This window comes from Scytonema hankhaensis NUACC26, assembly GCF_045865695.1.
In the GTDB taxonomy this organism is placed as follows: Bacteria; Cyanobacteriota; Cyanobacteriia; order Cyanobacteriales; family Nostocaceae; genus Scytonema.
In genome coordinates, this window is sequence record NZ_BAACAP010000062.1 from 1 (window position 1) to 9,548 (window position 9,548).

At 41.9% G+C, this 9,548-nt stretch carries 11 protein-coding genes; 2 read left to right on the forward strand and 9 right to left on the reverse strand.

The features are described 5' to 3' along the window. The 3 genes from ACKTT2_RS52295 to ACKTT2_RS01535 form a co-directional block, all read right to left on the reverse strand. Positions 1–1,264 (reverse strand): DNA-directed RNA polymerase subunit alpha C-terminal domain-containing protein (locus ACKTT2_RS52295; protein WP_500691370.1); only part of this gene is annotated, 1,264 nt, incomplete at its 3' end. Next, complete coding sequence (locus tag ACKTT2_RS01530) at positions 1,261–3,777, reverse strand: ATP-binding protein (RefSeq protein WP_407883259.1); 2,517 nt, start codon at positions 3,775–3,777, stop codon at positions 1,261–1,263. The genes ACKTT2_RS52295 and ACKTT2_RS01530, both read right to left, overlap by 4 nt. A gap of 8 nt (positions 3,778–3,785) precedes the next feature. Beyond that, complete coding sequence (locus tag ACKTT2_RS01535) at positions 3,786–4,439, reverse strand: hypothetical protein (RefSeq protein WP_407883261.1); 654 nt, start codon at positions 4,437–4,439, stop codon at positions 3,786–3,788. 32 nt (positions 4,440–4,471) lie between these two features. Between ACKTT2_RS01535 and ACKTT2_RS01540 the strand changes: the two genes are divergently transcribed. Both ACKTT2_RS01540 and ACKTT2_RS01545 read left to right on the forward strand, forming a co-directional pair. Continuing rightward, a complete protein-coding gene (locus ACKTT2_RS01540) occupies positions 4,472–4,798 on the forward strand; it encodes a DUF3768 domain-containing protein (protein WP_407883263.1) in 327 nt (108 codons plus the stop codon). A 116-nt stretch (positions 4,799–4,914) separates the two neighbouring features. Next, positions 4,915–5,082 carry a hypothetical protein gene (locus ACKTT2_RS01545; protein WP_407883265.1) on the forward strand — a complete coding sequence of 56 codons (168 nt, stop codon included), beginning with the start codon at positions 4,915–4,917 and terminating at the stop codon, positions 5,080–5,082. Here the strand turns inward: ACKTT2_RS01545 and ACKTT2_RS01550 are convergent. The 6 genes from ACKTT2_RS01550 to ACKTT2_RS01575 form a co-directional block, all read right to left on the reverse strand. Next, positions 5,050–5,652, reverse strand: coding sequence for a DsbA family protein (locus ACKTT2_RS01550; protein WP_407883266.1), 603 nt, complete (start codon positions 5,650–5,652; stop codon positions 5,050–5,052). The genes ACKTT2_RS01545 and ACKTT2_RS01550 overlap by 33 nt on opposite strands. A gap of 454 nt (positions 5,653–6,106) precedes the next feature. Beyond that, positions 6,107–6,550 (reverse strand): hypothetical protein, encoded by a 444-nt coding sequence (locus tag ACKTT2_RS01555; RefSeq protein ID WP_407883268.1) that lies wholly within the window; start codon positions 6,548–6,550, stop codon positions 6,107–6,109. A gap of 437 nt (positions 6,551–6,987) precedes the next feature. Then, positions 6,988–8,250 (reverse strand): DUF6130 family protein, encoded by a 1,263-nt coding sequence (locus ACKTT2_RS01560; protein ID WP_407883270.1) that lies wholly within the window; start codon positions 8,248–8,250, stop codon positions 6,988–6,990. A 52-nt stretch (positions 8,251–8,302) separates the two neighbouring features. Next, positions 8,303–8,692, reverse strand: a complete 390-nt coding sequence (locus ACKTT2_RS01565; RefSeq protein WP_407883272.1) for a DUF302 domain-containing protein — start codon at positions 8,690–8,692, stop codon at positions 8,303–8,305. A gap of 82 nt (positions 8,693–8,774) precedes the next feature. After that, positions 8,775–9,053 (reverse strand): SDR family NAD(P)-dependent oxidoreductase, encoded by a 279-nt coding sequence (locus ACKTT2_RS01570; protein WP_407883274.1) that lies wholly within the window; start codon positions 9,051–9,053, stop codon positions 8,775–8,777. A 68-nt stretch (positions 9,054–9,121) separates the two neighbouring features. Then, positions 9,122–9,548 (reverse strand): alpha/beta hydrolase fold domain-containing protein (locus ACKTT2_RS01575; RefSeq protein WP_407883276.1); only part of this gene is annotated, 427 nt, incomplete at its 5' end.

The window sequence follows — 9,548 nt, forward strand, 5'->3', positions numbered from 1 at the left end:
TTTTATCAAAGTCTTTAATTTCTAATAGGTCTTCTTGAGTATAATTTAACAAATCTGCTAATGTGTTAATCTGCATCCGTTTAAGACGATTATAAGCTCGCACAGAAAGTTGTAATTCTTCAATTAGTATCTGAATTGCTAAATCTTCATCCTCTGAGTTTTTCGATAGTTCTAGCTCGGGTGTATCAGGTAAGTTGCTGTATAAAATAATTGTTTCAGCAAATGGTAAAGGTCTAGGTCGCCAAACAGTCTCCCTTACTTTCTTGATTACCATTGGCATGAACTTGCGTAAACTATCTTTTTTATCTTTATCACTTCTAGCTACTACTACCTCATAACCAGATAATAAAGAAGGCACAATTTGCACATCTTCGGTTATCAAAATCTTGGGGATTTTATACTCAAATTGTGTTTCTAAAGCAATACTCATTCCAATGGCAATAAACGCTTCTGGTGGCGTTTTTAATGTGATACGATGGATAGCAAAAGGTGATGATCGAACTTTCTGACAGTAAGTACATAACACAAAGCTATAGCCTTTTTCGAGGGAAAGAGCATCCAAATAAGTGTAGGTTACATCACTGAAGCGTCCTAACACATCCTCAACAATTTCTCGAAAATCTGGGCGGGAACTATCTGCTCCATCCACAATGCTACAATTTAGGGTATTGTGTCCTAACTGTTTAGTGCGTGGATGTGTCTCGCGGTGTTCGCAAACTCTACCCCCAAAAATGCAGTGGCGGTTCCACCAAGCTTGCTCAGGTACAGCTTTTACCCATTTTGGTAAATTTTCTAGCAAAACTATTTCCAGGCTACGTTTGCCGCTAAACTCTAAAACTTGTTCGCCCAAACACTGTAAGCAGTTTGGTAGTTCTAAACCTGCTTCTTTATTACTTGCATGACGTAGCAATAGGGTAGGACGATTTAGTGCGATCGCAATCCCCAATTCAATAAATACATTGCGTGGCATTTGCCACTGACCTTTATCATTCGCACGCCAGTAAGAAAGATCATAGATACCATATCGGGCATTAGCTACAAGTTCTAGCGCCTTTTGGCGTAGAGGAACATCTGAATCAAAATTTTTACGAGCATAGTCTGGTTCCAAGTTAAACTCAGGTTTGGACAACACCTGCTCGCAAGCATCCAAAAGGTCAGTAGACCAATAAGCCTGCTCGCTGTAAGCAATAAAGCACTTTTGTCGGCTATAAGTTTGGTACTGCGGACGAAGTTCACCTATATCCTGATGTTGTTCGTCATTCATTGCTCGTACCCCTCATGTAAGCGTTTCAAGTGTGCTTGCGCTAAACCTTGAATATCTGCACGACGTTCCCCCATAAAGTTATCAAAAAATTGCCTAACAACTTCATTTAATACAGTAGCGTAAGACTTTGTATAGGACTTTTGTTGCAGTAAATATCTGAGTTGCTCGTCTAAGTTTTGCTCTTTCATTTGTTGGGTAAATTGCAGTTCTCTATCCAGAAGTCCCAGCAGTCCAGGCATTTGCAGTTTTTCTGATACGCCCTCCCATAAATAACTAAGAAGTAATTGTTCAAATTTTTGACTAATATCTCGACGAATATCAACATTAATTGGTAAAAACTTGATTGAGATATTTAGATTATTTAGTTGATTAAGCAACAACTCAGCTAAATCATTTGGCATCAGTTCCACTAATTTCATTGCCTGGAATACGGTACTTGAGCTATCAGTTGAATTTAAACCTAAATCAATGATGCGGTTTTCATCTAAATTTCGCTCATTTAACCAAGCTTTTATCTGTTTAACCCGCTCGTGACCTGTTGCATCATTATTATGCAAAATAAGAATCGGTAAATCGCACCCAACTACACACTGTACTATTGTCTCCCGCAGTGCATCTAATTTTGGTGGATTGCGTAGTAAAGCCATATCCATGCGGCATAGCCAATCATTTTCAATGATTACAGGTTCTAGTTCCGGTACTTGGATGTAAAGAATTTTATTAACGTGATGTTGGGTGAGAAGTTCGGGGGAAATATGTTCAGCCAAAGCAAAAAAATAGCGTTCGGGATGTAGAGGAAGAGCTAATGTTTCCACTGCTGGACGCGCTACTCTTTGAGTCAAAACAGTATTGCTACTTTGATAGTTAATAATATAAGTTCGCAGACGACTCAGTGCATCAGGTGTTTCTAGCCATTTAGAAAAACTTGAGTCTTGATTAAGTTGTGTCCGCAGCTTTTCTAACAATTGGTCAAAAACAAATCTTTCATTATGTTTTACATGATTTAAAATATCATCTAAAGCTTGATAAATGGCTTTTTCTAACTGTAGTTCTTCCTCCTCCTGTACTTGCTTAAATCCTTGAAGTAAGCGGTCTAGCACTTCCCCTATGACTTGCTTAAATGGCAGGTGATTAATTTCAGTTTTGCTAAACTCACCAGATTCAACATTGGGACAAATAAGGTGTAGGAATAAAATTACAGGAGTATCTTCATCTAAACCATAAGCATCAAGTAATTCCCGCAATCCAATAACTGCTTTTTCTAGTTGGATTGGTGTATAAAGTCGGCGACGCAGAAAAGGCTCATTGTAAGTAGGTGTAAAATTAATAGCTGTCCATATTTCTCGTGAGCCTTCTTTTAAAGCAACTACAGATGCTTTAATTACAAAAGGTAGGCTAGGTTCGTCTCCTTTATCTGTAGCAATTTCATAAAATACTTTACTATTAACAGAAAAATTATTAGTAAGTACTGTGCGTATATGTTCCAATCCAATACACCCCAGTTGAACTGATTTAAAATGGGGACTATGGAAACACATTATTTGATATAGTCTTTTAGCAGCATCACTTTCAAAATCATCTACTGCAAGGCTTATATTCCTAAATTTTATTGCAACAGTTGCAGTCAAATCTTTATTCTCAATATCTTCATCCTGGTTATCAAATCCACCAAAGTAGCTGCATACAGTTTGCACTGATAGCCGGTCAGTTTGCTGATTGCTTACCTGTTTTCGATGCAAAGCACCAAGTAAATCCTGAAAAGCTGTCATTGAGTACCACTGTATCGGCGCAGTTCCGCGAAATTTATTGGACCAGTTTTTACTTGCTTCATACTCTACTGACCATTCCTCCCCCTCAACTTCCACCAACCACTGAAAATTTGCATGGGGATTACACAAGTTATACTGGTATGCCAATCGCTTGATTTCATCAATAGTGCGTGGCTTTTCTTGCTCAAAATAATCAAGTGTAACACTAATAATCGTTCCTTCAGTGGCTTTATTAAAAGATCTTGTTTGACACTCGAAACTAATATTTTGCTTAGTTGTGTCTACTACATAAATTGGTAGATACTCTTGTTGGCTACAAATAATAGATAGAGGTTTTTGGTCTGGCTTCCAATCACCGCTTACACGATTACGTAAAGCATAAGGAATTCCTAGCAAAGTTTTTAGGGCATTACCTAAAGCACCTCGTGTCAGTCCTTTGACAAAAGCTTTACGTGAAGTGTATTGGTGTGTAGCAAAAATATCAGGTATAAGTTCAACAGGGAATTTTGTGCGATTGCTAACTTGCACAAAAAGCTGTTGATTCACAAATTCGATACGAACTTTTAAAATAGGTGTCTGCGTAGGTTTCTTTCGCCAAACTGTTTCGTCCGCATCAAGAGCGTTATCAATTAATTCTTTGATAATGTAAAAATCCCATTCATGTGCAGGACGACCTGTAGTCCGGCAAAGTCGATCTAACCGCACAAAATCAAATTCTCGATTAAATGAAAAAGCTTCACTCATGAGGCTATTTATCCTGCATATCTGTTAAAGAAATTTTGATGTCTAAGTATGATTTCGTTTTCTAAGGTCACAAAATTAGGAAACTGATACATCCCTATTCCTCGAATATTCAAGGGAACTTCTCTATTGCTTCTGTGCATCATCAAGAAAGGTCTATCGAGTCCAATACTGATACCAAGCGCTAAAAAAGTTGTAGCTGAACATTCTTTATCTACACGATAAATTGCAAAACGAGAAGTTTGAATAAATTCAACCAGTTGTTCTAATAAAGTTTTTGCACCGCTCGAAATTCCTAGCACTTGATTTAGGGACACAGCTTGTAAGTGAGGATAGCTGCTGCCTAACGCATCGGTAATACTTCCTTCAAAATCCTCATCTTCAATTAGTCCACCTCCTGTAATTAAGTACTGGGGTTGGCTACCCGCAGGTGGTAAATCAGTAATAAAATGTACTACTCCAAAGTCATAATCCTCAATTTGTCCAGCTAGCTCTTTCCGCATCGTGCGGAATAATCCACCTTTAGTATAACGACTTAATGCATCCAGTACAGGTGGAATATCAGCTTCATGATGCTGTACTAAGAAAAACGGCGATCCTAAACCAATAGCAATCCCTAATTCCAGGTAAACGTTTCTATCCTGGGATGCTGGTAGCAGGAACATACTGAAACGTGTGGTGTAAAGTTTAACCCCGCATGACCTCTGGCGTCCAAGCCCTCCCACTTGACAAATTAGCCCAACTCATTCAACTGGTACATAATTTTAACAAATTCACTCCTGACAACAACCCGTATGATGAACACGATTTAGCAGTATCACCAATAGCGAAGACGTTGTTCCCAAAATACCCATACCCAGCTTGCTACTTGTTGCTGGTCGTGTTTCGGGTAAAAGTGGAACCACCTCGCTTGCAACAGGGTTACTTGGAAAATTTAGTAACTATCAACATATTAAGGTACCAATTTACTTTACAGCACAAACTGGTAAAATTTCTGACAATCACACAATCCCAATTTACTTAAAGGCACTTGGTGTTGAAGTAGATCGGTAGGAATTTATGACTTAAGTAAATATGGCGACTATCCAAAACGATCTGATATTCTTAGTAAATAGAGCTGTTGAGGGTATTATCTGAAACATGACATTAGAGCAAAGCCAGTATTTGTGGAGTCAAGATTTATTGGAGTGGTTAGAAGAGATTAAGATCGTTACCGATGATGAGAAAAAAGTACAAGCCCTTACCTGTGTAGTTGCAGAGTTACCACCATCAAGCTTAATGACTTGCAGTGACAATAGCTGTCATTAACTGCTCAATCTTCCAAGACCCGATATACCGAATTCCATTAATAAACAGGGCTGGAGCAGCCGTTACTCCACTCTGTAATCCACTTTCGATATCTTCATTGATGCGATCGATATGCACTTGTTTGGATATTTCTTGCAGAAATTTGGAGACATTAAGTCCTAGACGATTAGCATATTCTACAAGATAGCCGTTTCCCAACTCTTGTTGATGGGCGAACAAAATGTCGTGCATCTGCCAAAACAGACCTTGGGCGGCTGCGGCTTGGGCTGCTTCTGCCGCACGTTGAGCATGAGAATGAATCTGTATCTGTGGAAAATGACGAAAGATGAAGCATAAATAGTTCTCTCCAAAAGAAACACTAAGTTGTCGCCTAATGACTTTAATTAGCCGATAAACGTCCGCACTTTCAGGAGACTGATAGTCTCCATACATGACTAGCACCACGGGGGCACTTAGCACACCTTGCATGCGATCCTGTGTTGAAGGCGGAAAGAATAAGAAACTGCGATCTCGGTCTTGACTCACTCGATACCTCTGAGGGAAGACGTGCTGATTGCAAGCAGTCGCCATAAGACCCTCTTTCTGCGATTTGTATAAAGCAAACTTCAATCTTGCAACTCAATTGCCTTTCTTCGTTTGCATAAATTCAATATATGCAATTGGCTCTAAGAAGTCGTCCACTTTGAGTTGAAACTTTTGTTTGATCGCGCGATTGATGAATCAATCCATCTCAAAATCGAAGGCTGGCTCCAACTAAAGTTGGAATCACAAGACGAACAGTGGATACCTTTCCAAGAGATGTTGGTAAAGTATCCACTGTCAACGTTGTAGAAAATATTCACAACGTCAAATGCATATACAGTATACGTTGTGTACATTGTGGTTTAGATAACCCAAGGGAAGTGTCCGTAGTTCACTGAGTATGTAGCATTTAACTCTGGATAAAGTTGATATGCAGTTATTTTACTTTATCCAGAGTGATGAAAGAGCCATAACGTTGATGTATGCGTTACCTAAACCGGATTTATTCCACTTTTTTCAAAGTGCCTGTTACCACCGTGTATGGGTCTGTTTCAATTATCTGGATTTCTGTGTTCCGCTTAACAATGATACCAGTGATTGTTATTTGAGCACCAGAAATCTCGTCAGTGAACTTTGCTGTTAAAGTGCAGTCTTGTTCTACAGCGTAAGTACCCGCTCCCTTAAATGGCACAATCGTACCGTTGAGGCTTAGAGTCTGCCTCGTACTCAAGTTTCCGTTTCCGTCAAAGTTTATTAGACCATTTGAAGCAAAAGATCCAGGCTGTCCTGGCGCACCCTCAAGAAGAGTTCCCGTCGTTAGAATTCCAAAGCTACCTGCTATGGTTGCATTTCTACATCTTGATTCAGCATGTGCTGCCGGAGGGCTGCTTAGTCCGACGCTCAAAATCAGGCTAGCACTAGATATGACACCGAAAAGCTTTTTCATAAGTTGTATTAATTCCTGATATTATAAATAAGTATATATAATCAACCAACCACGTTAAAAAAATAACTTTGCTTATCTTTAGATGTATTTGAGCTTTCTATCGGGAACTGTACAAAACTTGCACATTACAGTTACATAAAACTAAGAAGAGCGTTATCTATGCACATCCATTGAACGCACAATCCCATACCTCACCGTTCCCTCTTCACCACCAGCACCTAACAATACCATGCCGTATTAATTGATTTAAGCTACATTCAAAAGAAGCGGTGGATATTATCAGGTGACGGTGAAGGAGGAAGAAAAAATTAAGGTATAAGGAAATACAGTGGGGCATTACCCCGCGCACTGATTTAAGACCACCCTTGCGAGTATCTCCTTACGGAGACAAGAAACTTCATGAATGCGAAGGTCGGCTACAAGAACGAGTCACTTACTCATCGCTCAGAATCGGGCACCGCGAACATTATTGTTTCGCTGGTGATTACGTTGTGCATGGGGTCGGCTAGTTCAATCAACACCTTGTGTGAACCTGGTTCCAGTCCGACCAGAATCAACGTTTCGCCGCTGGTGTCAACAAAGTGCCACGGTGCGTCGTCAACAGTGATGTGGACATGACCAAGGCGTGGTGATACGTCGAGGGCACCTTTACCGAACACTGGCAACATACGCAGGTTCTCAGTCCGATACTGGATAAAAACGCGACCCTGGGATAGTGGTTCGGGAAGTGGTGGATCGACAATCAGCTTGGCTGGTGCTTCGTTTTCAATAGCGAGCAATGGGGATGGACCGACAATATCCTTGGCGCTTGGGATGTGATTGGCAGCTAGCATGGTGTCCTCCTTCACAACGTAAGTGGTCATAAATCGACGGATATGGTCTGCGATCGCATCGCCCTCCTCTTCTAGGGCGAAGTGTCCGGTATCAAGCAAATAAAATTCAAGGTTCCGCAAGTCGCGTTTGTAGGCATAGGCTCCTTCTACTAAAAAGCCCCGGTCGTTCTTACCCCATACCACTAGCGTGGGTGGTTGATACTGACGCAGGTAGGCTTGCCATTGCGGATACAGCAGCAAATTGGATTGGTAGTTGTATTTCAATGCCAGTTGAATATCCTGGTTGCCAGGGCGATCGAGGAGGGCTCGATCCAAAGTCCAAGTATCGGGACTGAGGTTTTCTAGATTCTTGGCTCCGGTGATGTAATACCGTTTTATACCCTCCGGTGTCATAGTCTGGCGTACTCGCTCGGCGTTTTCGGGTGTCTTGTTCTGCCAGTAAGCTCTCATTGGCTTCCAGAAATCGCCCAACCCTTCCTCGTAGGCATTGCCATTCTGCACAATGAGCGTTTCTACACGCTCTGGATGCTGTGTGGCAAGACGATAACCAATAGGAGCGCCATAATCCATCAGGTAAAAACTGTAGCGTTTTAATCCGAGCGCGGCAATAAAGCCTGCCATCACTTCGGCAAGACGATCGAAGGTGTAATCAAACTCATCCAGGGTGGGCATGGAACTATAGCCAAAGCCAGGGTAGTCAGGGGCAACAAGATGAAAGCGATCGGCAAGTGCAGGCATTAAATTGCGGAACATATGAGATGAAGTTGGGAAGCCATGCAACAGCAGAATCGTTGGATTATTGCGATCGCCAGCTTCTCGGTAAAAGATATCTAAACCATCGATCGAAACTGTGTGGAATGTGGTCATGAGTTTATTCTTACAGCAAACAAAATGAGGTATTGGCAAAATCAATGAGTTGTTACTGAAGTGCTCCATCGATTAAAGGTGCAACGACCGCGATGTTCTTAACTAGTTCGTCGGAGAGCGAAAACCGTTGCTTCAAATAATTAGGATCGTTATAACTTAACCACACTTTGCCATCAGCTGCTTCCCATGCTAATATTTTTAAAGGTAAATCCAAGGCGATCGTTGGTTCTGCAACCATCAGAGGTGTTCCAGCTTTCGGGTTACCAAACAATAGCAACTGCGTTGGAAGCAGGCTGAGTCCAACTTTCTCAGCTTCAGCCTGTCGATAGATGCGGGCAAAGATGGTGATGCCTTTTGCCTGGAGGGTGCCTTCTAGGCGATTGAGCGTTTCAGTTACTGAATATGGGCTGCTCTGGCTGATAATGCCATTATTTGCAGTCATAGCAGCGAATTTCTCACTGGTTTTGGGGACGAGTATACTAGGTCTTCTAGCTGTATTAATGCGCGAGCGATCCTAGGGTACTTCAAATCTGTGTCATACCGTCATCGACAAACAACTCGATGCCGTTAACAAAGCTGCTGTCGTCTGACGCGAGAAAGACAACGGCTTTGGCAATCTCATCCGGTGTGCCGACTCTCAAGAGTGGGATAGCGCTGACTTGGCTGTCCACAAATCCCACTCCCAAGCACTCGGTACTAGGAGTCGGAATCACTCCAGGACTAACGGCATTCACCCGGATCTTGCGCTCTTTGAGGTCGAGTATCCAATTACGGGCAAAGGAGCGCACGGCAGCTTTAGTCAAGCCGCCGATGCCAAAACCTGATAAGAACGAGAATTACTGGCAACTGAGGTCAAAGAAGCGATCGTTGCCTATTGCAGATGTTTCTTCAGCTCGGCAGCTGCCTGGACGAAAAGAGAACGGGTTGCTGGAAGTTCGGCTAAACCATTGAGCAATCCAAAGTCATGGATCGTGCCGTTGTACTGCACCGTTGTCACGTCTACCCCTGCTTCATCGAGCTTGCGTCCATAGGCTGTGCCTTCGTCATGCAAAATATCGCTCTCTGCAACCACAATTAACGCTGGAGGCAAGCCTTTCAGTTGCTCAACCGTCGCCTGTAGGGGCGAGGCATAAATGTCTTTGCGTTTTTCTGGGTCAGCGATGTACATGTCATACATCCACTTCATCGTTGGTACAGTCAAGAACCGTTTGTCACCGAATTGGTGGTAAGAATTTGTTTCAAAATCAGCATCGACGATCGGCCACATCATGATTTGCAGCTTGATGTGTGGTCCTCCT